Origin of the sequence: Plesiocystis pacifica SIR-1 (genome assembly GCF_000170895.1) — a bacterium.
In the GTDB taxonomy this organism is placed as follows: Bacteria; Myxococcota_A; Polyangia; order Nannocystales; family Nannocystaceae; genus Plesiocystis; species Plesiocystis pacifica.
Genome location: NZ_ABCS01000083.1, coordinates 19,301 through 42,170 on the forward strand (window position 1 = coordinate 19,301; position 22,870 = coordinate 42,170).

General features: G+C 71.2%; 17 protein-coding genes. 9 read left to right on the top strand and 8 right to left on the bottom strand.

The genetic code is table 11. The annotated features are described in order from the left end of the window. The first annotated feature begins 77 nt into the window (after positions 1-77). The 3 genes from PPSIR1_RS30775 (at position 78) to PPSIR1_RS30785 (ending at position 3,118) form a co-directional block, all read left to right on the top strand. The gene (locus tag PPSIR1_RS30775) at positions 78-1,730 is read left to right on the top strand and encodes an FG-GAP repeat domain-containing protein (protein WP_006975137.1); all 1,653 of its coding nucleotides are present in this window, start codon (positions 78-80) and stop codon (positions 1,728-1,730) included. Between the two features lie 293 nt (positions 1,731-2,023). Continuing rightward, entirely contained in the window at positions 2,024-2,287 is a 264-nt protein-coding gene (locus tag PPSIR1_RS30780) for a putative quinol monooxygenase (RefSeq protein WP_157596142.1), read from the top strand. A 27-nt stretch (positions 2,288-2,314) separates the two neighbouring features. Further along, positions 2,315-3,118, top strand: coding sequence for an SDR family oxidoreductase (locus PPSIR1_RS30785; protein ID WP_006975139.1), 804 nt, complete (start codon positions 2,315-2,317; stop codon positions 3,116-3,118). 6 nt (positions 3,119-3,124) lie between these two features. On the opposite strand, the gene PPSIR1_RS30790 is transcribed toward PPSIR1_RS30785, so the two are convergent. Beyond that, positions 3,125-3,829: a DUF4336 domain-containing protein gene (locus PPSIR1_RS30790; RefSeq protein ID WP_006975140.1), complete on the bottom strand. Its 705-nt coding sequence runs from the start codon at positions 3,827-3,829 to the stop codon at positions 3,125-3,127. Between the two features lie 78 nt (positions 3,830-3,907). Between PPSIR1_RS30790 and PPSIR1_RS30795 the strand changes: the two genes are divergently transcribed. From PPSIR1_RS30795 to PPSIR1_RS30805, 3 genes are all read left to right on the top strand, one after another. Further along, positions 3,908-4,426, top strand: coding sequence for a MarR family winged helix-turn-helix transcriptional regulator (locus tag PPSIR1_RS30795; RefSeq protein ID WP_006975141.1), 519 nt, complete (start codon positions 3,908-3,910; stop codon positions 4,424-4,426). A gap of 108 nt (positions 4,427-4,534) precedes the next feature. Then, a complete protein-coding gene (locus tag PPSIR1_RS30800) occupies positions 4,535-7,030 on the top strand; it encodes an FG-GAP repeat domain-containing protein (protein WP_006975142.1) in 2,496 nt (831 codons plus the stop codon). A 225-nt stretch (positions 7,031-7,255) separates the two neighbouring features. Further along, a complete protein-coding gene (locus PPSIR1_RS30805) occupies positions 7,256-8,008 on the top strand; it encodes a hypothetical protein (protein WP_006975143.1) in 753 nt (250 codons plus the stop codon). 15 nt (positions 8,009-8,023) lie between these two features. On the opposite strand, the gene PPSIR1_RS44320 is transcribed toward PPSIR1_RS30805, so the two are convergent. Together PPSIR1_RS44320 and PPSIR1_RS30815 are read right to left on the bottom strand one after the other, a co-directional pair. Further along, the gene (locus PPSIR1_RS44320; protein ID WP_006975144.1) at positions 8,024-11,272 is read right to left on the bottom strand and encodes a serine/threonine-protein kinase; all 3,249 of its coding nucleotides are present in this window, start codon (positions 11,270-11,272) and stop codon (positions 8,024-8,026) included. A 173-nt stretch (positions 11,273-11,445) separates the two neighbouring features. After that, positions 11,446-11,976 (bottom strand): hypothetical protein, encoded by a 531-nt coding sequence (locus PPSIR1_RS30815; protein ID WP_006975145.1) that lies wholly within the window; start codon positions 11,974-11,976, stop codon positions 11,446-11,448. A gap of 97 nt (positions 11,977-12,073) precedes the next feature. Here PPSIR1_RS30815 and PPSIR1_RS30820 point away from each other — a divergent pair, with 97 nt between their 5' ends. The 3 genes from PPSIR1_RS30820 (at position 12,074) to PPSIR1_RS30830 (ending at position 15,643) form a co-directional block, all read left to right on the top strand. Further along, entirely contained in the window at positions 12,074-12,700 is a 627-nt protein-coding gene (locus PPSIR1_RS30820; RefSeq protein WP_053335461.1) for an RNA polymerase sigma factor, read from the top strand. A gap of 153 nt (positions 12,701-12,853) precedes the next feature. After that, positions 12,854-13,828, top strand: a complete 975-nt coding sequence (locus tag PPSIR1_RS30825; protein WP_006975147.1) for a LysR family transcriptional regulator — start codon at positions 12,854-12,856, stop codon at positions 13,826-13,828. Between the two features lie 9 nt (positions 13,829-13,837). Further along, on the top strand, positions 13,838-15,643 hold the full coding sequence (locus PPSIR1_RS30830; protein ID WP_006975148.1) for a hypothetical protein: 1,806 nt from the start codon (positions 13,838-13,840) through the stop codon (positions 15,641-15,643). A gap of 26 nt (positions 15,644-15,669) precedes the next feature. Here PPSIR1_RS30830 and PPSIR1_RS44325 read toward each other — a convergent pair whose 3' ends face one another. The 5 genes from PPSIR1_RS44325 to PPSIR1_RS30855 all read right to left on the bottom strand — a co-directional run. Further along, positions 15,670-16,470 (bottom strand): peroxiredoxin family protein, encoded by an 801-nt coding sequence (locus PPSIR1_RS44325; protein ID WP_006975149.1) that lies wholly within the window; start codon positions 16,468-16,470, stop codon positions 15,670-15,672. 3 nt (positions 16,471-16,473) lie between these two features. Further along, positions 16,474-18,111: a DsbA family protein gene (locus PPSIR1_RS30840; protein WP_006975150.1), complete on the bottom strand. Its 1,638-nt coding sequence runs from the start codon at positions 18,109-18,111 to the stop codon at positions 16,474-16,476. Between the two features lie 192 nt (positions 18,112-18,303). Continuing rightward, a complete protein-coding gene (locus tag PPSIR1_RS30845; RefSeq protein WP_006975151.1) occupies positions 18,304-20,418 on the bottom strand; it encodes a DsbA family protein in 2,115 nt (704 codons plus the stop codon). A gap of 39 nt (positions 20,419-20,457) precedes the next feature. Then, positions 20,458-21,900, bottom strand: coding sequence for a DsbA family protein (locus PPSIR1_RS30850; RefSeq protein ID WP_006975152.1), 1,443 nt, complete (start codon positions 21,898-21,900; stop codon positions 20,458-20,460). A 311-nt stretch (positions 21,901-22,211) separates the two neighbouring features. Then, positions 22,212-22,870: hypothetical protein (locus PPSIR1_RS30855; protein WP_232296571.1), on the bottom strand; the 659-nt coding region annotated here is incomplete at its 5' end.

Here is a 22,870-nt window from a genome sequence, read left to right on the forward strand (position 1 = left end):
CGGTCGCGCTGGGGTATTTTGCCCGGTAAGCTCCGGCGGTCGTGGGCAGGTCACGCAACCGAGGGACAGTTCGTCCCATGCTCGCGCTGTTCGCACTGGCCAGCGCGGGGCCGAGCGCCTGCGCGCTCGACGTGACACTCACCGCACAGGCCGCAGCCGCCGACGATGGGGACACGGGCGGCGACGAGCTCGGGGGCGAGCTCGGCCACGACAGCGGTGCGCCCCACGAGCCCGGGCCCGGACCCGAGCCCCACGAGCCCCCGCTCTACTGCCAGGTCGGGCCGGGCTCCATCGACGGGCCGCCCCCCTGCGAGACCCAGTGGCGCTCGGGGCAATCGTGCGAGCTCGACTTCCATCCCGAGCTCGCGCGCACCTGGGTCGGCCCCGAGGGCGAGCACAGCGTGCTGACCACGCCCTTGGTGCTCAACTTCGACGACGACAACCACGACGGCGTCATCGACCTGTGCGATCGCCCCGACCTCATCGTGGTCGCCGCCGAGCTGCCCAAAGAGCCCACGCAGCTGCTGTCTCCCGGGCACGTCTACGTCGTCGACGGCGAGACCCTGACCACGCGCCTGCGCAGCCCCTACCCCGTCGACCCGACGGTGACCCCGGCCGTCGCCGACATCGACGGCGACGGCGATCCCGAGCTGGTGACCCTCGAGAGCCAGGCCGCCACGCCCGGCGCGCCGCGCCTGCGCCGGCTGGTGATCCTCGACCATACCGGGCAGATGGTCGGCCTCGGCGACGAGTGGCACCCCTCGAAGGGCGGCGGGGCCGTGGCCATCGCCGACCTCGACCGCGACGGCGAGCCCGAGCTGCTCGCCCCCGACTTCGTCGCCGACACCCACGGGACCACGCTGTGGCTGCCGACCTCCACCCCCGAGGCCGACTCCTCGCCGGTGGCCATCGACCTCGACCTCGACGGCGCCCAGGAGGTCCTGTTTGGCGGCAGCGCCTACGCCTTCGACGGCGAGCTGCGCTTCCACGCCAGCCCCGCGAACCCCAACGGGGGCCACGCGGCCGTGGCCAACTTCGACGCCGATCCCTTCCCCGAGCTCTACCTGCAGCTCGACGACCACCGCGTGCTCGAGCACGACGGCAGCGAGAAGGCCCACTGCTCGAGCGGCGACCGCAACCACGCGGCCATCGCCGACCTCGACGGCGACGGCATGGCCGAGATCCTCTACGGCTACCACGACCGCTTCGAGCTCCTCGCCGTCGAGGGCGACACCTGCTCCAAGGAGCTGTCGATCCTCGTCGACGAGGGCGACGCGCGCTCGAGCGGGACCGCCTTCGACCTCCTCGACGACGGCCACGCCGAGATGATCTACGCCGACCGCTCGCGCCTGCGGATCTTCGCCCTCGACGGCAGCGTGCGCTTCGAGAGCCCGCGCAGCGCCCGGGCGAGCTCGGCCAACCCCGTGATCGCCGACATCGACAACGACGGCGCCGCCGAGCTCGTCGTCGTCAGCTCGATCCCCTACGCCGGCGACCTGCACCCCGACATCGAGCTCACGCCCACGCTGATGGTGTTCGAGAACCAGCCCGGCGGCTTCGCGCCGACGCGGCGGATCTGGAACCAGCACGCCTACCACGCCGGCTCGATCACCGAAGACGGGCGCCTGCCCGGCCTCGAGCTCCCGACCTGGCGAGCCGAGCTGGGCTTTCGGACCAACCCGCCGGCGGAGGACGCCGGCGGGATGTGCCAGCCTCCGCTGATCGAGTAGCGCCCGCCGAGCCTCGTCAACGCCCGCGGGTCACCCGGACGCTCGCGTCGAGCCCCGGGCGACCTGGCCGTCCGCGCGCTCGGGGATCCCGGGTGCGCGCCTGGGTCGACTACATGCGCGAAACCTTCGCCAATGGGCAGTTGGACGAATCAGCACAAAATCGAGATTAGAAGACATGGTTCGTCCATACGTTCGGGCCTACCTTGCCCTCGACTCCAGCGGCGGACGACGCCCGCGGAGCACGACACGAGGAGAGTGTAGTGAACGAAAACGTGTATACCATCGCCATCTTGGTGGCAAAGCCTGGCCAGGTCGACGCGCTGATCGCCGCCCTGGAAGCCCTCGCCGCGGCCACGCGCGAGGAGCCCGGAGCCCTCGAGTACGGCTTCATCCGTGACCACAAACGCCCGGAGGTGATCCTCTCCTACGAGCGCTGGAGGGACGCCGAGGCCGAGTCGGCGCACTGGCAGACGCCGCACCTAAAGCGCGCCCTCGGGCGCTTCGAGGCCCTCCTCGACGGCAAGCCTGCGGTCTACACGGGCGCCAAGATCATCTGAACCCGCGACCACGAAGGAGACACCACCATGAGCAAGACCATTTTGATCACCGGAGCGGGTTCGGGGCTCGGAGAGGGCACCGCCCTGGGCCTGGCCGAGCGCGGCCACACCGTCATCGCCGCCGTCCACGACTGGCCCCAGGCCACCGCGCTGCGGGCCGCCGCCGAGGCCCGCGGCCTCGAGCTCGAGGTCACCAAGCTCGACCTGCTCGACGCGGACGATCGCGCCCGGGTGTTCGAGCGCTACGCCAACCGCCTGGACATCCTCGTCAACAACGCGGCCACCGGCGAGACCGGACCCATCGCCGAGATCCCCGTGGACCGCGTCCGCCGGGTGTTCGAGGTCAACGTGTTCGCCACCTTGGCCTTCACCCAGCCCTTCGCCCGCTACTTCGCCAAGGCCGGCAAGGGCAAGATCCTGTTCACCTCGTCGATCGCCGGCTTCTCGACCTTCCCCTTCCTCGCGCCCTACGTCGCGTCCAAGCACGCCCTCGAGCCGATCGTGCAGCTGATGCGCGAGGAGATGGAGGGGACCGGCGTGCAGATCGCGACCATCAACCCCGGGCCCTTCCGCACGGGCTTCAACGACCGCATGTACGACACCCTCGACCAGTGGTACGACCCCGCGCACCACTTCACGCCGGAGCGACCGATCCGCGAGGTCCAGGCGCTGTTCGCCGGCGACGAGCTCCAGCTCGACCCCGAGGACATGATCGCCTTCATGGTCGACGTGATCCCCCGGGACCACCACAAGTTCCGCAACGTCTACCCCGAGCGCTTCATCGAGGACGTCAAGCGCTACCAGGACAGCCTGTGGACGCGTGAGGTCTAGGCCGGTCTAGGCCGCGAGCATCCAGCTCAGCGCCCCGCGCAGGGTCTCCCGGACCTCGCCCGGGGCGCCCTCGAGCAGCTCGCCGTGGGCGACGATCACCCGCTGCATGTCGAGGTCGAGCAGGGCCTCGACGCTGGCCCTGGCGGCCCCGCGGTCGTCGGTCATCGAGCGGATCAGCCGGCTCTGCGCCGGCCGCTTCCACGCCCCGGCCATGCGCAGCACCAGCCCCGTGAGCGCGCCCTCGACCTCGCGCATGTTGAACAGCAGGTCCGTGGCGATGAGCGTCTGCGTGGGTCGATGAAAGAGCATGTACTCGTCGAGGTCGCTAGCGCCGTCGAGGTGGTGCAGGTCGAAGACCCCCAGCCAAGGCGCCCCCTCGGCGCCGCAGCGCGCCGGGCTCAGGGCCTCGTCGATGCGCACCCCGGGCTGCTTGGCGCGCAGCCCCGGCGGGGCGTGGACGGTCGCGCTGGGGTAGCGCTCGCTCGCGTCGCCCAGCCAAAAGTGGTGGAAGAGGTTGGGCGCGAACAAGTCCGTGACCTCGCCGAGGGCGTCGAGCTCGGCCGCGAGGGCGTCGTCGATGGGCAAGGGCGAGAGCAGCAGCACCCCCTCGGCGTGGCGCACGACGGTCATGCGCGCGGGGAAGCGGACCCCCGGGGCGACGCGCACGGAGCTGTCGACACACCACAAGTTCTCGTCGATGGCGCGGAGCATGATGAAGATAGTCAAGCATGGCTGACGATTTAGTCAAGGTTACTTGACTTGTTTGTCGGGCCTGGGCAAGCTGAGTCCGTGGCGCCCCGGCGCAAGACGAAGGCGGACGAGGCGGAGGTCGAGTTCGTCGCCGCGGTCGAGGCCGTGAAGGCGCAGAGCCTCGCGCAGCGCCTGTTCAAGTGCGCACGGCTCCTCGACGAGCAGGCCGTGGCGCGCCTGCCCACCACCCCCGGCGCGCCGCGGATCCGCCCGGCCCACACCAAGCTCTATCCCCACATCGATCACGGGGGAACACGGCTGACCGAGCTCGCCCGGCGCATGGGCATCAGCAAGCAGGCCGTGGGTCAGCTCGTCGACGATCTCGAGGCCATGGGCGCCCTCGAGCGCGTCCCCGACCCCGAGGACGGCCGCGCCAAGCTGATCTGCTTCTCGCGCTCGCCCGGGGTGTCGATCCTCGACGGCTTCGCGGTGCTGCGCGATTTCGAGACCGAGCTCGCCGAAGCGATCGGCGCCGCCCGAGCCGCCCGGCTGCACCGAGACCTCGGCGTGCTGCTCGCTGAGCTCGAGGCGCGCGAGGCCGCCTCGACCGACGAGTAGGCACCAACCGTCGCGACCGAGCTGCCACCGAGTTGGAACGGGTGCACGGGGCTGCGCAGCTTTGATCCGCGCAGCATCTTGATAGCCTCGACAGCCTTGGAGCTTGCCATGACCTCGGACCTGACGACGCCCCGCTTCCTCGCCCTGTGTACCGGCCTGACCCTCAGCTTCACCCTCGCCGCGTGCGGCGACGACGGTGGGCGTGCGGACGACCCCGGCCTCGACGACGAAGCCGGCAACACCCTCGGCAACCAGACCGAGACCGACGGGGAGTCGAGCGAGAGCGCCGACGAGTCCTCGACCACCCTCGACGACGACACCACCGACACGGACAGCGCGGAGACCAGCGGCGGCGGACCCTGCGAGGTGAGCAGCGACTGCCCCGAGGGGGAGGTCTGCGTCGACGAGATGTGCCTGCCCAGCGAGGGCCCGTGCGAGACCCACGACGACTGCAACGGCGACACCTACTGCTGCGAGGCGCCGGACTGCCTGCCCGAGGGCGAAGACGAGGGCGCGTGCATCCCCTTCGGCTCCGGCCCCTACGGGACCCAAAACCCCGAGTGCGAGCAAGAGATCATCATCGGCCTGTTCGAGCCCGACGTGCAGTGCGAGTGGACGGCCCCGGCAGAGGGCGACCCCTACCCCAGCCACGTCAACGTGCTGACCACCCCGCTGGTCGCCAACTTGCCCTTCGACCAGGAGCACGCCGGGCAGGTGATCATCGTCAGCTACAACTACACCGACGGCGGCGCGCAGGCGGGCTGGGGCTCGGACCCGGCCTACTACGGGGTCATCCGCATCCTCGACGGCGACGACTGCTCGCTGATCCAAAACGTGCACGACCCGGCCAACCCCATCGTCGCGGCCTCGCCCCCGGCGATCGGCGACCTCGACGGCGACGGCAACGCGGAGATCGTCACCCAGCGCGCCAACTCCGGGCTCATCGCCTTCACCTTCAACGCCCAGACCCAGACCTACGAGCCCTTTTGGAACACCAGCGGGCAGTCGAACCTCGCCGGCGTCAGCCGCTGGGACGGGCCCTCGATCCACGACCTCGACGGCGACGGCATGCCCGAGGTCATCTCGGGCTCCGAGGTCTACGACGGGGTCACCGGCGTGCGCCTCAACCCCGGGCAGGTCATCACCGGGGCCGCCAACGGCGTGATCTCGGTGGTCGGCGACCTCGACCACGACTTCATCCCCGAGCTCATCGCCACCGACGTGCACGAGTGGGACATGGGCACGAGCACCTGGGTCTACAAGGCCCCGGGCGGCCCCGGCGGGCGCCACTACGCCTTCGCCGACTTCGGCAGCCCCGGCGTCAACCCGGGCGAGTGGAACGAGGACGCCCTCGACAACATCGCCGAGATCGTCACGGTGATCTCCGGCGCCGTCTACCTCGACACCCTCGACGGCGAGAACATCATGACCATCACCGGGGGCATCACCGGGGGCGGGCCGCCGACCATCGGCGACTTCGACAACGACGGCCTGCCCGAGATCGCCTCGGCCGGCGGCAACTTCTACCGCGTGTTCGACCTCGACTGCGACGGCAGCGACCCGAGCTGCGCCGCGACCTGGACCCGGTGGATCCAGCCCAGCCAGGACCTGAGCTCGGCGACCACGGGCTCGTCGATCTTCGACTTCGAGGGCGACGGCGAGGCCGAGGCCATCTACGGCGACGAGTGCTTCGTGCGGGTCTACGAGGGCGCCACCGGCGAGGTGCTCTACTCGTCCTCGCGGACCTCGTGCACCTGGTACGAGAACCCGATCGTCGCCGACCCCGACAACGACGACAACACCGAGATCCTCGTGGGCAGCAACGGCAACTGCTCGGTGTCCTGCCCCCTGCTCGACCCGATCCACAAGGGCGTGCGCTGCGAGGACGGCGAGGGCTGCCCCTCGGGCGTGTGCGACGAGGGCTTTTGTCGCTGCGTCGACGATACGGAGTGCCCGGCCGAGCACGCGTGCACGGCCCCGCTGGCCAACACCCCGGGCATGGGCGCGAACGTGTGCCGGGCCACGCACCCCCCCGGCATCGCGCAGACCGGCGTCCGCATCCTCCGCGACCAGCTCGACCGCTGGGCCTCCTCGCGCAACCTGTGGAACCAGCACGCCTACTCGATCACCAACGTCAACGATGACCTGAGCATCCCCGACGCGGCCAGCTGGGGCGTGAACCAAAACTACTCGGACCCCGAGCTCAACAACTACCGCCAAAACCGCCAGGGCGACACGCCCCCCGACGCCCTGCCCGACATCACCGGCGAGCTCGACGACGCGACCTGCTCGATCGTCGACGGCGAGACCGTGCTGACCGGGACCGTGTGCAACCGCGGGCTCAAGGCCGTGGGCTCGACCCTGCCCGCGACCTTCTACCTCGGCGACCCCGCCGACGGCGTGATCCTGTGCGTCGCCTACACCGAGGAGCCCGTGCCCGTCGAGGAGTGCCGCGAGGTCTCCTGCGTCATCGACAACGAGACCTCGGGGACCATCACCATGGTCACCAACGACGACGGCATGGGCGGCCAGACCACCCTCGAGTGCTTCGAGAACAACAACTCGGACACCGTCGAGGTCGAGGCCTGCGTGCCCGTCGAGTAACTCGACCCTCCGGGCCCAGGCGCGTGAGCCTGGGCCCCGTGGCGGGCGCCCCACCTCCAGACAGGGCCGCAGCGAACCCCTTTCGCCGGCCCTGCGCCGCTTTCGAGCGCTCCTGGGACAAAGCCGAGCCCGCGTCGGCGCGGAACTCACGGCCCCGCGGGCCCTTGCAGCTTCGGCCCAGGCACCCGACACTGACTGCACCTCTTTGTTTTCGAGGTCCTGACCATGCTCCAGCGCAGCCTTCCCCTCACCCTCGCGTCGACCTGCCTCCTTGCCCTGGGCGCCTGCTCGTCCGGCGACGGCGACGAGTCCCCCGGCAGCTTCAGCGCCAGCTTCTCGAGCGGCAACGCCGACAACAGCAGCATCGACGACGACGCGACCACGGACGAGGAGACCGAGGAGTCCACCGAGGAGTCCACGGAAGAGTCGACGGAGTCCACGAGCACCGAGGAGTCCACCGAGGAGACCACCGAGGAGACGGACACCATGGAGGAGGACCCCTGCATCGCGATCTGCGACGGGGCCTCCAACAACCAGCCCAACACCTGCGACGACCCCTACATCATCGGGCGGACCGAGGCCAAGCTGGGCTTCACCCACGGCGGCACGACCAACGCCGCGACCAACGAAGACACCGAGAACTGCGGGCCGCACGACGACCCCGGCAACCTCGACACGGGCAAGGACCACTTCTTCCGCATCTGGCTGTACGCCGGCGACATCGTCACCGTGCAGCAGGTGGCCATCGGCGGCTGGGACCCGCGGGTCAAGATCCACGACGAGGCCGACTGCGTGGGCAAGGCCAAGGAGTGCACCGAGGACGACATCAACCTGTTCGAGTACACCGCGCCCAAGGACGACTGGTTCACCATCGTCGTCGACGGCATCTCCCTGGGCCTGGGCGACGCGGGCGACTACGTGCTCAACGTGACCTTGGTCCAGGGCGACGGCGTGCTCGACATGTGCGCGTGCCTGTGAGGGGCTAGCCCTCAACTAGTCCGCCGCGGCTTCGAGGGCGCGGCGTAGCGCCTTGGACTCGACGTCCTCGAAGGCCTCGAGCAGCTCGAGGCCCGCGCGGGCCTGCTCGCCGACCTCCGGCGAGCCGGGCTCGGCCAGGCGCGCGCGGCAAAGGTGCGCCCTCGCCCGATCGGTCGCCGGCGGGGCGGCGGCGGCTTCCATGGCCGTGTAGCGCTCGATCAGCGCCCGCGCCTCGTCGCGCTCGCCGTCCTCGATGAGCAGCGCGGCGAGCAGGGCCAGGTTCGCGGCCAGGTCCGGGTGCTCCGCGGTCAGGTTGCGCTCGCGCAGGGCCAGGGCCCGCCGCAGCAAGCCCACGGCCGCTCGACGCTCGCCGATCGCCGCGCGGGCGTGAGCGTAGACCACGAGGGTCTCGGCCACGGAGGGGTGGTCCTCGCCGAGGGTCTCGACGCGGGCGTCGAGGGCCACCTGCAAGCTCGCCAGGCCGCGCTCGTGCTCGCCGAGGTGGACCTGGGCCGTGGCCAGGCCCTCGAGCGAGCTGAGGCTCTCGTCGTGCTCCTCGCCGAACACCGAGCGGCGCAGCGCGTAGGCCTTCGCGTGGACCTCGGCGGCCTGCTCGTAGCGCCCGAGTTTGTTGTAGACCCGGCCCAGGTTGCTCCACGTCGAGGCGCGCTGGGGGTCGTCGGCGTCGAGGTGCTTGGCCTGGAGCTCGACGATGCGCTCGAGGGTCTCGCGCGCGGCGTCCTGCTTGCCCTGGCGACCGCGGACCACGGCGAGGTTGTTGAAGGCGTTGAGCACGCTGGGGTGGCCCTCGCCGTAGCTGCCCTCGAACAGGTCGAGGGTCTCGATGAACTCGGCCTCGGCGAGGGTGTAGCGGCCCTGGGCGAAGTGGGCGCTGGCGAGGTTGTTGAGCGCCGAGCCGACCTTGGGGTGGCTCGCGCCCAGGGTCGCGCGCAGGGTGTCGACGACCAGCTGGAACTGCTCGGCGGCGGCCTCGGCCTCGCCCTTGGCCCACAACACGCTGCCCAGGCCCTTGCGCACGCGGATCGCCAGGAGCTCGCGCTCGATGTCCTCGCCTGGGGCCGCCCCGCTCGTGCTCGCCGAGGCGAGGGCCAGCGCCCCCTCGAGCTCCGCCTGCGCCTCGTCGAGCTCGCCCTGGCGCCAGTGCATCAAGCCGACGAAGTACTCGAGCAAGACGCGCTCGCGGCTGGGCGCCCGGCCGTCCTCCTCGCCGCCCACGGCCAGGGCCGCGCCCCGCCGCTCGTGCTGCTCGACCAGCGCCCGCGCGATCCGGGCCCAGTGCCCCGCCGCCTCGAACTGCTTTTGCCGGTCGCCGGTGAGCTGCAGCAGGGCCAGGGCCGCGTCGAGCTGGACCGAGGCGTCGCCCGTGGCCAGGGCGCCGTAGAAGGCCTCGTGGAGGTTGAGGCCGGCGGCGTCGAAATTGCCGCCCTCGAGCTGAGTGAGGCCGTGCTCGAGGCTCGCCCGGGCCGTCGCGGCCTGCATCGCCGCGGACGGCCCCGCCTGGGGATCGACCGTGGCGCGCAGCCGGGTGTGGGCGCCCTCGACGATCGCCAGCGCCCCCTCGACGTCGCCAGCGTCCCGGCGCGCGCGCGCGCGGGTCAGGGCCTCGTCGAGGATCGCGATGCGCTCGCCCTCGCCCGCGCTCCGGGCCTCGCTGGCCTGGGCCTCGCTGGCCTCGAGCGCGCTGCGGTCCCCGCACGCGGCGATGGCCGGGAGCTTGTGCACGGCCTCGATGCTGTTCTCGACCACGGTCGCGTCGGGCTCGAGCAGGACCTCGACCAGGGCGTCCAGGCCGGCGCGGCGCCGCTCCAGGCAGGACATGCGCAGATCCAAGAGCGCGGCTGACTGCTCCCCGCGGACGTGGGTGGCCTCGCAGGCGTCGGTGTGGGCCAGCTGCCACTCGTGGGCGTAGCCGTCGAGGGCCCCGATCACGGTCGGCGCGACCTTGGCCGCGAAGGGCAGCTCGGTCCCGCCAAAGGCCGCCTCGAGCGCGGCGCGGCGCTGCGGGTTCCAGCTCTCGGCGATCCGCGCCTGCGCCCCCGTGCACTGCGGACCCTGCTCGGCCTGCCCCGCCCGCCGGGCCGCGTCGAGGCCCCAGGCCCCCGCGACCAGCGCCATCGCGAACACCACCCCCGCGCTGATCCGCCGCTGGGTCGCCCGCGGGTCGCGATCGACGACCGCGAGCAGCTCGTCCATGGACGCGAAGCGATCCTCGGGCTCGGTCTGCAGCCCGCGGACCAGGGCCCGGTGCAGCTTCGGGGGCACGCGGCGGGTCGAGGGCGGCTGGAGCTTGCCGTCGCGCACGGCCTGCCACAGCGCCAGGGGCGACTCGCCCAGGTAGGGCCGCCGGCCGTGGATCGCCTCCCACAGCGCGACGCAAAACGAGAACTGGTCCGCGCGCGCGTCGGTCTCGGCGCTGTCGAACTGCTCCGGGGCCATGTAGGCCGGCGTCCCGACCATCGCCCCGGCCCGGGTCAGCTCCGTGTCCAGGGCCAGCGAGGTCGTGCCCGAGCGCTCGTGGATCGAGGGCGTCGAGCGGCTCAGCTCGCGCTCTTCGGTGCTGGCCAGGCGGTGGCTCGCCGAGTGCTCGATGAAGCGGCGCCGCTCGATGCTCTCGTCGAGGCTGTGGTCCGGATCCTCGGCCCGCGCGAGGGCGTGGGCGATGCCGAAGTCGAGCACCACCACCCGCCCCGCCGGGGTCACGATCACGTTGTCGGGCTTGAAGTCGCGGTGGACGAGCTTGCAGGCGTGGGCCGCCGCGAGGCCGTGCCCGGCCTGGGAGAAGGTCGCGAGGATCTGCGCCAGGCTGCGGGCCTCCTCGCGCAGCCAGGACTTGAGGGACTGGCCGTCGACGAACTCCATCGCGATGTACACGCGCTCGTCGACGGTCCCGATGTCGTAGACCTGGATGACGTTGGGGTGCGAGACCCGAGCCAGGGCCTGGGCCTCGCGCAGCAGCCTCAAGGTCGCCCGCTCGCTGCGGCCGTCGTCACCGTGGAGCAGCTTGATGGCCAGCTTGCGGTCGAGGTCCGGGTCGTAGGCCGAGTAGACCACGCCCATGCCACCGGCCCCGAGGCGATCGAGGATCAGGTAGCGCCCGACTCGCTCGGGCATCTCCTCCTCGAAGTGCTCCCCGTCGCCGCCGATCGTCGCCGCGACGGTGTCCTCACCAAAGGAGTAGGACGAGAGCTCGCTGAGCATCGTGTCGGCGGTCCCGCCGTTGATGTCGCGCCCGCCCGGAACCATCGCCCAAGCTTCGGATTTTGCGTTGGCCCCCGCAACCGCGCGGCGCCCGACGAGCGGCGCAGCCCCTGCGCGGCCGTTCCCGCCCCTTTGTCTGTTTTAGCCGTCGTGGACGACGCCACGCCCTCCCTGCCCCACGTCCACGACTCAGCGCCGCGCGGGGCCCACGGCCTCGATCAGCACGGCCCCAGATCTTCGCCGAGCGGCTCGCACATGAAGCCTTCGTCGACGGCCTCGGCCGGCACGCACGCGGGGTAGTGGATGATGCCCTCGGAGTTCTGGTTGCACCAAAAGGGCTCGCCGCCCTCGATGCAGTCCTCGACGAAGCGGCACTCGATGTACTCCGCAGGCTCGATGCAGTAGCCCTCCGCTCCCGCCGGGACGAGCTCGCCGACCATCAGGGGCTCGCACCCGACGGCGAGGACGCAGTCGTTGTAGGCCTCGATGGCCTCGCACTCGACCGGTGAGTCATCGGCGCTCGTGTCCGGGGCCTCGGACGCGGCGCCGGCCGTCTCGTCCGCGGCCTCTTCACCGACGCTCTCCTCGGACTCACCTTCCTCGTCCTCTTCCTCGTCGGTCCCCGCGTCGTCCCCCTTGCCGTCGCCGCGGCCTTTGTCGCCGAACTGCGAGTTGCCCATGGTGCACGCGAGCCCGCCCACCAGCGCGCACGCGCTCAACACCCAGATCAGTCGCGCGCCCCGAGTCATGGCCTCAGTTTCTCGCGCGCTTCGCGAGCAGCGCAAGTCCTGGTTGCGCGTCCGCCCCGACATGTCGCCACGCGGCGCGCGGCGCTACCATTTGACCGTGGATCACCCCGAGCCGACGGATGACCTCCTCCTCCAAGCCTGGCGCGACGGAGACAAGGTCGCGGGGCAGCGCCTGGTCGAGCGCCACTACCAGGCCGTCGCCCGCTTTTTCCTCCACAAGCTCGGGCCGCAGACCGACGACCTGGTCCAGGCGACCTTCCTCGGGCTCATCGAGGGCATCGAGCGCTTCCGATCCGAGGGCAGCTTCCGGGCCTTCTTGTTCGCCATCGCGCGCAACAAGCTGCTCAAGCAGCTGCGCAACACGACCCGCGATCGGGCCCGCTTCGACGCCGGCGAGACCTCGCTCGCGGGCCTGGATCCCTCGCCGACCCACCTGCTCGTCGCCCAGGCCGAGTCCAAGCTGCTGCTCAACGCCCTGCGCCACCTGCCCATCGACTCGCAGATCATGCTCGAGCTCCACTACTGGGAGCGCATGGCCATCGCGGACATCGCGGTGGTGTTCGACATGAAGGTCAACACCGTCAAGGCGCGCATGCGACGGGCGCGGATCGCCCTCGACGAGCACATGCAAGCGCTGGCCGCGACGCCGCAGGAGCTCGAGGCCACGCGCAGCGGGCTCAGCGGGTGGGCTCAGCGATTGCGCAACGAGCTCGAGCTGCGCTGAGGCCCGCTTCCAAGTCGGGTTCGCGAGTGGCTACAACAGCCGCCAGACCCCTGTGTGAGCCCTTTCTGGGCCAAAAAACGTGACGGAAACAACTGCGCGGAGCGACCACCAGATCGGAGCATGGACGCTCCGCCGCTCGCCCCCGACGCAACCATGGACTTAGACGAACTTCGTGCCTTCCTCGCCGTCGCCAAGACGGGCTCCTTCCTCGCCGCGGCTCAGGAGCTGCGCCAACCCCGGGCCACGCTGCGTCGCCGCGTCAACGCCCTCGAGGCGCGCGCGGGGGTCACCTTGTTCGAGCGCAGCAACTCCGGGGTGAGCCTGACCCAGCCCGGGGCCCTGCTCGCCGACAACGGGCGCGAGCTCTTGCAACAAGCCGGCGCCTTGCTGTCCTCGCTGCGCGAGGTCGACAGCGAGCCCTCCGGGGAGCTGCGCGTGGTCTTGCCCGAGGGCGCGCCGGTGACCGGGCTGACGCCGCTCATCCAGGTGATGCGCATGCGCTACCCCAAGCTGCGCGCGACGATCCACTTCAGCGACGACCCGCTGCGGGCCCAGGACGACTTCCACCTCGCCGCCCACTTCGGCGTGCGCACACCCAAGGGGCCATGGACGGCCTTCCCCCTCGCGCGCATGCGCATGGGCCTGCTCGCCAGCGCCGACTACCTGCGCCGCAACGGCACCCCCGAGCGCGTCGAGGACCTCGCCGAGCACACGCTGATGAGCTGGCTGTGTCCGAGCGAAGATCCGGGGCGCTGGCCGTGCGCCAACGGGCACTACTGCGAGGTCGAGCCCGCGATGACCAGCGCCAACAGCAGCCTGCTGCGCCGCTGCGCCCACGCGGGCATGGGCATCGCCATGGTCCCCGACGTCGGCATGCCCGATGTCGGCAACGAGGACTCGGAGGCCCTCGTGCCCGTGCTCCCCGAGCAGGTCGGCCGCGCCCACGACCTGCGCCTGGTGATCCACGAGGCCCTGGCGAGCTCACCACGGTTGTCGGCCATCGTCCGCGAGACCCAGCGCTTCGTCGACATGATGCGTGCGGCCGAGACCCGCGTGGAGAAGCTCTGCGCGCGGCTCCAGGACGGGCGCAGCCGCATCCAGAGCGCCTTCGAGCAGTCCGCCGTCTAAACTGGAGCGGTGTCCCAGGCCGAGCTCCTCGAGACCCTCCGGGCCCACGCGGGCGATCGCAGCCACCGGACCGTGCTGTCCGACGCGCTGCTGAGCGTGGGCGACCCCCGCGGCGCGTTGATGGCCGCCCAGCTCGCCGGCCTCCCCCCGCCGGCCGAGGCCTGGGAGCACACCCTCGACGCCGCCCTCGCTGCGGCGCCCAACGTCGACCAGCTCCGCGTGCACGCGGGCATGGTCGTCGAGCTGTCGCTCTCCGACTGGGACCACGCCGCCATCGATCCGAGCTGGATCGCCACCCAGCCCCTCGTCGTCGCCCGCGTCAGCCTGCCCTCGAAGGCCGAAGAGCTGCCGACGGCCATCGACTGCCTCGACCTGGCCCTGATCCGCTGCCGCGGGGTCGCGCTGGGCTCCCGCCTCGACGCGGACGCCTGGCCGCTGGTCTACGCGTGGCTGCAAGACCGGGACTTCGAGCACCTCGAGCTGGACCTGAGCGCGAGCGTCGACGAGCTCGGCGAGCTGACCGAGGCCCTGAGCTCGGTGCGCTCGGCCAAGCTCGACTACCGCGACGTCCAGGTCGCCGAGACCCTGTGCCTGTCCCTGCTGCCCAACCTGCGTCGGCTGTGCCTCGAAGGCCCCGCCGCGGGCTTCGACCCGCGCATGCTCGCCGGACTCGAGCACCTCGAGCACCTCGACCTGCGCCGCTGCGCCCTGTCTCCGGACCAGCTCGAGGCCGCGGTCGCCTGGCGCGACGCGGCCCCGGGCCGCAGCCTCCGACACCCTGAGCTCGGGGAGCTCGGGCTGCGCCCCCCGGACCTCGACGACGTGTTCGGGACCCAGGGCCTGCGCTGGGAAAAGGGCGACGCCCTGCGCACCCGCGTGGCCGTGTGGCCCGCCGAGGTCTGGACCTTCGCGTCCCTGCGCGGGTCGGAGCTGCAGCTGCACGTCCGCGACGCCCCGAGGGCCCGGGTTCAGCTCGACGCGGACCTCACCGAGCTCGCGGCGCTCCCGGATCGACTGGTCCTCGCGCGCCGCGAGGGCGGGGTGCGCAGCTACGCCCTCGACCTCGCGGGCATCGACTCGCCCCGCCTCGAGGCGACCCTGAGCGCCGCCGGCCCGCGCCGCCGCGGGACCCAGGCCGGGCGGGTCCGCGGCCTGGACCAGCGCGGAGACGCCCTCGCCGTCGACGGGCTCGCGGCTTCGTGGCGCTGCACCGACGGCGCCGATCGAGCTCCGGCCGATGACGGCGAGCTCGGCCCCGTGCGCCGCTGCCTGACCCTGCTCGAGGGCGGCGCGGCCTGGGTCGAGGGCGAGCTCCACCAGGCCGCGGCCTCGCGCCTGCGCGTCGCCTTCGAGGGCGAGCGAGCCGAGCGCTCCCGCACCGTCGAGCTCGGCGAGCCCATCCTCGCCCTCGGCGCGTCCGCGACCACGGTGTTCGCCCTGACCCCGCGCGAGGTCTGGCGCGTCGGCCTCGACGCCCGACCCCAGCGCATCGGCAGCCGCAGCGGGGGCCGGGCGCGGATCGTCTCGCGCGAGGGCGTGACCGCGTGGACGAGCTCGCGCCGCTCGGTCACGATCCAACGCGGCGATCGCATCGACTCCCTCGCCTACCCCGACAGCTACAGCGGCGGCTGCGACGAGGAGCTCGCCGTCGCCGACCTGGCGATCACCGAGGACGGCGTCGTCATCGCCGCCCTCGAGCACGGCGGCCTGAACCTGCTGACTCCCGACGGCGCGCTCAAGGCCGACGAGTTCCCCGAAGAGCCGCTGCGACGGTGGATCTTCATCTACCGCAGGGAGATCCTGATCGCGGGCTGACGCCCGCCCTGCCCCACGTCCGCGACTCAGCCCGCCGAGCGCTCGACGCAGCGCACCGCCTGGGCCTTGCCCCACGCGCGCACGTTGACGAACACCGACTCGAGCTCGCCCTCGCGGTTCACGAAGTAGGTGTCGGGGATCTTCTCGCTGCCGAACAGCTTGTGGGCCTCTTCGCCCTTGGCCCACAGCACCTCGACCCTGGTGTCGAGCAGGCCCATGCGCTCGAGGTAGGGCGCGAGCTCGGCCTTGTCCTCGTCGACGCCGACGGCCAGGATGACCACGTCCTCGCGCTCGCCGAGGCGGTCGGCGAGGATGTCGAGGTCGGGCCACTCGCGGGTGCAGGGCTCGCACCAGGTCGCCCAGAAGTTGAGGATCACGAACTGCCCGCGGTAGTCGGCCAGGGTCACGGCGTTGCCCTCGAGGTCCTCGAGCTCGAGGCTGGGGGCTGGGCCCGAGCGCGGCTCGGGGGCCATGGGCCGACACGCGGCGCCGATCTGGGCCTTGGCCGCGGGCACGAGGGCCTGGGCCAGCGCGAACACCAGCACGCCGCCGATGAGCACGAAGCAGACCAGGGCGGCCAGGCTCAGGGCGTCCATGGACGAGCCGCGCGGCTTGGCGGCCCGCGAGGGCGCCGGGATGTCGAGGTCCAGGCGCGGGTCTCGGGCCTCGAGCTGGGCCGCGAGCGCGGCCGCGCCCTCGTCCTCACCGTCGAAGCTCTCCCCGTCGACGCTGGCGTCGTCGATGGTCATGCCCGCGGCCGAGCGAGCCGAGCGTGGCTCACTGACCGCCGAGATCATCCGTTGCGGCGCGTCCTGGTCCTCGTTCACGCCTCAGTCCTTCGCGGTGGGCTTGCCGTCGGCGATGATCTTCGCGTACACGCCGCTGGCTGGGGTCCCGGCGTCGACCAGGCCCTTGGCCTCGGCGCGGCGCTCCTCGAACACCTGCTCGAAGACCGCGAAGCTCTGCGCCCCGGACAGGTAGCGCCCGTTGACGAAGAAGGCCGGGGTCCCGCTGATGCCGAAGCGCTGGGCGACCTCGAGGTCGGACTGCAGCGCCGCCGCGACGGCCTCGCCGTCGTAGTCGGTGACGAATTTTTCCACGTCGAGGCCGAGCTCGGCGGCGAGCTTCTCGAACTCGTCGAGGGTCTGGGCCTGATGCAGGAACAGCTTGTCGTGCATCTCCCAGAACTTGCCCTGCTGGTGCGCGGCCAGGGCCGCGCGCGAGGCGTCGCGGGCGTTGGGGTGCATGGCCAGCGGGCGCTGGCGGTACACGACGCGCACGTCGTTGGGGTAGGTCTCGGCCAGCTTGTCGACGGCCGTCTTGACCCGCACGCAGTAGGGGCAGTGGTAGTCGGCGAACTCGACCACGGTGACCAGCGCGTCCGCGGGGCCCTTGGCCGGGGCGCCGGTGATCGGCACGGCGTAGACCGAGACGTCGTCGGGCTCGCCGGGGCGGCGCTTTTTGGGGGCCGCCTTGCGCTCGGGCGCGCCGACTTGCTTGTCGAGGGCGTCCTTCATCAGGAAGTCGTAGACCTCCCCGCGGGCGAGGCCCTCGCTCTTTTTGATCTCCTCGGCGTAGTCGAGCTCGGCGGCGATGATCTTCTTCCACCCGAGCTCGTCGCGCTTGCCCCGGTACATGTGGCCGTTGACCAGGAAGGCCGGGGTCCCGGTCACGCCGACCTTGCCGCCCGCGGCCATGTCCTCGTCGACGGCCGAGCGCGCGTCGAGGGACTCCATGTCGCGGCCGAACTTCTCGGCGTCGAGGCCCAGCTCCTTGATCCAGTCGGGCGTGTCGTCGATGGCCGACTTGGCCGCGAACAGGCGGTCGTGGAAGATCCAAAACTCGCCCTGCTGGTGCGCCGCCCACGAGGTGTAGGCCGCCGGCGCGGCCAGGCGGTGCCCGGGCAGCGGGTAGTGCTTGAAGATCAGCCGGACGTCGCCCTCGTAGCTGTCCATCGCGGCCGCGAGGGGCTCGACGGACTGCTCGCAGTAGGGGCACTGGAAGTCGGCGAACTCGATGATGGTCACCAGCGCGTCGTCCGGGCCCTTTTGGGGCTCGTCGCCGCGCAGCTCCACGCGGTAGCGGTCGCCGCCGTCGGGCTGGGGCTTGTCGCCGAACTTCAGCCGCGCCCACTGGCCGACGTAGTAGCCGGCGATCAGCGTGGCGACGAAGCCGAGCACGAACACGAGGTTGCCGAGGAAGGCGCTCTTGACCACGTCCTTGCGGTTCGCGTCCTTGGCCGCCTGCTCGGCGGCCTCGACCTCCTGCGCAGGATCGGGCTCCTGGGGCGCGTCCTCCCCGACCCCCGAAGGCGCGGCCGCCTCGGTGGACTCGGTGGTCACCGACGCGCCGCCGGCCCCGGCCTTCTTGGCTCGGGACAGGCGCAGCGCTTCGGCGATCTCGGCATTGGTCTGCGACTCGTCGAGGGTCTCGTCGTCGCGGGTCTTGGTGTCGTCGTAGTCGGACATCGAGGACTCCGGCGGGAGTGGTAGCGCACAGTCTCGGCGGGCTCCACCCCCCACCTCAGGACTCCAGCCACGCGGGGCTCATGCGGGGCGAACGCGGGTTTGGGCCGCGGCTGGGGCTCTGAGGTGGGGGGGAGACCCCCTCGGCGCGCCCGCCGAAGCGGGCGCTGGGGGTCTCCGAGGGGACGTCGCCGGCTACTTGGCGTCGTCCTCCTTCTTGGGCTCGGGCTTCTTGGCCTCGTCCTTCTTGGCGGGCGCGCCCTTCTTCTTGGCCTCGAAGCCGCCGGCGAGCTCCTCGTCGAGGACGGCCTTGGCCATCTCGAAGGGCACCGCGCCACGCATCGAGCGGCCGTTGATGAAGAAGTTGGGCGTGCCCGAGACGCCGTTCTTGGCGCACACGGCCTTGTCGTCCTGCACCTTCTGGGCGGTCTCCTCGGAGTTCCAGTCGGCGATGAACTTGTCGACGTCGATGCCGATCTGCGCCGCGAAGTCGCGGTAGTCCTGCTCGGTGCGCTTGCCCTTGTTGGCGAACAGCACGTCGTGCATCTCGAAGAACTTGCCCTGCTTGCCGGCCGCGACCGCGGCGCGGTGCGCCGACTCGGCGTTCTTGTGCATGGGCAGCGGGAAGTTCAGGAAGTAGAAGGCGACCTTGTCCTTGTACTCCGGCGCCGCGAAGATGTCCTCGATGAGCTTGGCGCCCCGGGTGCAGTAGGGGCAGTCGAAGTCCGAGCACTCGACGATGGTGAGCTTCGGATCGGTGGTGTTGCCCTTGCCGGGGACGGCGCTGAGGTCGAACTGGCGACGCTGGTGATCGGCGATCGGCGGGGCCTTGACCTCGGTCTCCCAGCCCTTGAGCATCTCCTCGTAGAGATCCTCGGGCTTGACGCCCTTGTCGGCCATGAACTTCTCAGCCTTGGCCTTCTCCTGGTCGATGATGGCCTTGAAGGCCTCGAAGGGCTGCGCGCCCGAGACGAAGCGGCCGTTGACGAAGAAGGCCGGGGTCCCGCCCGCGCCGAACTGCTGCGCGACCTTCTGGTCCTCGGCGATCATCTTGGCCAGCTCGGGGTCCTTCATGTCGGCCTCGAACTTGGCGACGTCGAGGCCCAGCTGCGTGGCGAGCTCGCTGTAGACGCCCTCCTTGCCCAGGGCGCCGCGCTCGGAGCCGGCCTTCTCGAACAGGGCGTCGTGCATCTCCCAGAACTTGTCCTGCTTGTGCGCCGCGAGGGCGGCCAGGGCCGCCGGCTTGGCGTTCTTGTGCATCGGCAGGGGCTGCTGGCGGAACACCACGCGCACGTCGTCGCCGTACTCCTCCTCGATCTGCGTGAGGGTCGGGAGCACCTTGCGGCAGTAGGGGCACTCGAAGTCCGAGTACTCGACGATGGTCACGAGCGCCTCGGCCTTGCCCTTCATCGGGCGATCGGTGACCGGCACGGCGTAGTTGGCCGCGGGGTCGGGCTTGCCGGCCTGCTTGCCCTGCTTCTTCTTGTTGGGGCGCTTGGGGGCCTCACGCTTGGTCTTGGCGTGACGCATGATGTGGGCGTAGAGGTTGTCCCGGGTCGCGCCCGCGTCGAGCAGGGTCTGCGCGAAGGCCTTCTCCTCCTCGACGAGCTTCTCGAGCGCCTCGAGGTTCTTGGCGCCGCGCTGCGGGCGACCGTTGATGAAGAAGCTGGGCGTGGAGGTGACGCCAAAGCGCTTGCCCTGGGTCATGTCGGCCTCGACGGCGCCGCCGAAGGTCTTGCCCTCGAGGTCCGCCTTGAACTTGTCCATGTCCGGGACCTTGGCCTGCTCGGCGTAGGCGATCAGGTCGTCCTTGCTGAGCTTGCGGGCGTTCTTGAACACGATGTCGTGCATCGCCCAGCCGAACTCCTTGCCCTGGGCGTGGGCGGCGAGCACGGCCTCGGAGGCCGGGCGAGCGTCGCGGTGCATGGCCAGGGGGTAGTGCTTGAAGACGATGCGCACGTCCTCGGGGTGCTTCTCGGCCAGCTCGCGCAGGGCGTCGGTCAGGCGCGAGCAGTAGGGGCACTGGAAGTCCGAGTACTCGACGATGGTGACCAGGGCGCCCGACTCGGCGCCGTGCCACATGTCGCCCTCTTGGTAGGTGATCTGGTAGCGATCGCCGGTGACCTTGTCCTTCAGGCCGTCGTCGACCTGATCCATGGTCACGAAGGCGCCGGTGCCCGCGGGGGCGTCGCCGTCGGCACCCTCGCCGCCGCCCTCGGACTTGGCCGGGGGCTCGACGCAGGCCGAGGTGGTCACGAGGCCTCCGGCGAGGCCGGCGACGATGAAGGAGTTGAATAGGAAGCGCTTCATGATGTTGTCCTGTGTTGGAATCTGAGTGAACCGGAGGGTTCAGAGTTGGCCGAGCTGTCCGGCCGCGTTGGATGTCATCTGGATGTGGGCGTTGGGGTATTGCTCGGGGCCCAGGGCCCCGCGCATCAGCTCTGCGTTCAAGTCGGCCCGCGCAGTGCCCTGCTCCGCGAGCGCCTTGGCGCGTTCGAGCTCCTCGTCGATCAGCCCCTCGAAGGTCCCCACGCTGCGGGCACCGTCGACGAAGCGACCGTTGACGAAAAAGCCTGGCGTGCCCCGGACCCCGAGGCGCCGCGCGAGCAGCAGGTCCGCCACCAGGGCGTCGCTGACCTCGCGGGTCTGGAAGTCACGCTCGAATGCCTCCTTGTCCAAGCCGAGCTCGTCGGCGAGGCGCACGAAGGTCGAAAAGCCCAGGCCCCCGCCGTCGAGCTTCCACAAGGCCTCGTGGAACTCGGTCGCCTTGCCCTGGCGCGAGGCCGTGATCACCGCGCGCGCGGCCGGGGCAGCGCCCGCGTGGATCTCGAGGGGCAGGTGGCGCAGCTCCACGCGCAGGTCGTCGCCGTAGCGCTCGATGAGCGCGGGCACGATCTCCTCGTGGGCCTTGCGGCAGTAGGGGCACTGGTAGTCGATGAACTCGACGAGGACTACCGGAGCGTCCGCAGGGCCGTAGCCTGGGGCGCCGGTCGGGATGGCGTAGCGCTGGTCGTGCTTGGGGCCCTCGGTCTGCGGGGCCTTGGCCGCCTCGGCCATGGCCTTGCGCTCGGCCATGAGCCGCTCGGCCTCGGCCTCGGCCGAGCCCTGACCTTCGGGGCCGTCTTCGGTGACCTGGCCGTGCTTCGCCGTGCGCATGAACTCGGCGTAGACGGCCTCGCGCTTGATGCCCTCTTGCATCATCCGGCGGGCGCTGGCGAGCTCGCGGTCGATGAGCGCGTGCCAGCCGGCCTCCTCCTTGAAGCCGAGCACGAACAGGCCGTTGACGAAGCCGGCGGGCAGCGCCGACAGGCCGAGCTCGGTGGCGCGGCGACGATCACGGACGCGGTCGCCCGAGTAGGCGCCGGTGTCGAGGTCGTCCATGAACTGGTTGACGTCGAGGCCGATGACCTCGGCGTGCTTGCGCAGAACCGGGCGGGAGAAGTCCTCCGGGTTCTCGAACAAGCGCCAGTGCATCTCCCAGAACTTGCCCTGGGCACCGGCCGCCAGCGCGGCCTCGGTGGCGCGCTCGCCGTGCTGGAAGCCGGGCACGGTGCCGGCCCGGAACACGACGCGGACGTCGTCGCCGTAGTCTTCGACGAGGTGCTTCATGACCTGCCAGGTCCGCCCGCAGGGCGGGCAGGCGTAGTCGGTCCACAGCACGATGGTGACCAGGGGTTGTTCGCCCCCGAGGGCGTACTCCCGGTCGCGCTCGTCGAGCTCGACGTAGTAGCGGCGCAGGTCGATGTTCGTCCCGGCCTGGAGCGGATCTGGCTTGGCGGGGCAGCCGGCCATCGTGACAGTGACGGCGGCCGCGAGCAGGGCCAGCGAGCAAGCGGAGACGACCGCCCGCGCGCGCGAAAGCCTAGATTGTTGAGTCATGGTGCACTTCGGTTCCTGAGGGGGTGCCCCCGCGAGCGCGCGTCGAAGTCCCGCCGATGTGCGGGATGGCGCTCGAGGTGGCGAGCAGCACGAAGTCCGCCTGTTGCTTGTGGTTCGGTGTGGTCACCGATCCCAGGACGAGGCGTGCAGCCGCGCGGGACCGGTCCACGCCGGGCAGCGCGTCCCGAATGGACGGGCGCTGCCGAGGCGGACAGAGGGTGCGCTCAGGACCGAGGTGGCGGCGAGGGAGGCGTGGGCGTGAGCAGGGCGCGGAAGCTGGCGTCCGCGGGCAGCGGCAGCCGGCGCGCGCCGGGGATGGGCGCGCTCAGCTGGGCCAGGAAGGTGTCGCCGGTCGACGCGTTGGCGAGCTTGGGCGCGGGCCCGGGCAGGCCGCCGGCGATGAGCTTGCCGCACTCGGTCCCGCCGACCTGGCAGCTCTCGCGCTCCCACAGCTCGGTCAGCAGCTCGGTGCACTGCTCGGGCGTGCCCTCGAGCAGCACCCGGCGCAGCAGGCTGACCAGGGCCGGCTCGTCGAGGGACTGGGACCACTCCGCGCCGCAGTCGACCAGCTCGCTCACCGAGCTCTGCTCGGGCGCGTCGCAGGCCTCGTCCAGGCCGGGCGCCGACACGGGCCCGTCGACGGAGACCTGCTCGACGCGGGGATCTGGCGCGGTGGTCAGGGGGTCGAAGCCGGCCGCCGCGGGCAGCAGCGCGTGAGCCTGGGCCCGCGTCGCGGGGGCCTCGGGGTCGTCGTCACCATCGATCTCGGCGCGCACCCAGCTCGGCGCGAGCAGGGCTGCGAACAGGAGCAGCACCCCGAGGAGGGAGACTGCGGGGCCCCCGAAGGGCCTCATGGTGGATCGACGACCCACGACAGCGACGA